Source organism: Aeromicrobium phragmitis (assembly GCF_003674095.1).
Classification (GTDB): Bacteria; Actinomycetota; Actinomycetes; order Propionibacteriales; family Nocardioidaceae; genus Aeromicrobium; species Aeromicrobium phragmitis.
In genome coordinates this window covers 1-373 of record NZ_RDBF01000169.1, presented here as the reverse complement: position 1 = coordinate 373, position 373 = coordinate 1, and the positions used below count along the sequence as shown (strand labels likewise).

The following is a 373-nucleotide window of genomic DNA, read 5'->3' as shown; positions in this document are numbered from 1 at the left end:
ACCCTCCCGGCAGCAGCGGTGCGCGGCGTGGTCAACGCTCCGGACAAGCAGCGTGCCGGTGTCTACGGCACCGCTCAGCAGCTCGTCTCGTTTCTCACAAATGCGGAGGCGACCCATTGGGTGACGCCGCAGCCAGGAAAACCGCAGTTCGACCCCGTAGCGTTCGCAACCAGCTCGGACACGCTCTATTCGCTGTCGAAAGAGGGACGCGGGAACGCCGGACCCCTGGTCACGGCGTTGACCGTCGCGGTCTGCGAGGCGGCCGAGCACACGGCCAAGTCACTACCCGGAGGGCGGCTAGGAACTCCCATGGTGGCGGTGCTCGACGAGGCCGCCAACGTCTGCCGCTGGAACGAACTTCCCAACCTCTACA

The 373-nt window shown here is 66.2% G+C and carries 1 pseudogene; it reads left to right on the top strand.

The features are described 5' to 3' along the window. Positions 1-27: 27 nt before the first annotated feature. A pseudogene (locus D9V41_RS16810) lies at positions 28-373 on the top strand (conjugal transfer protein); the annotation flags it as partial.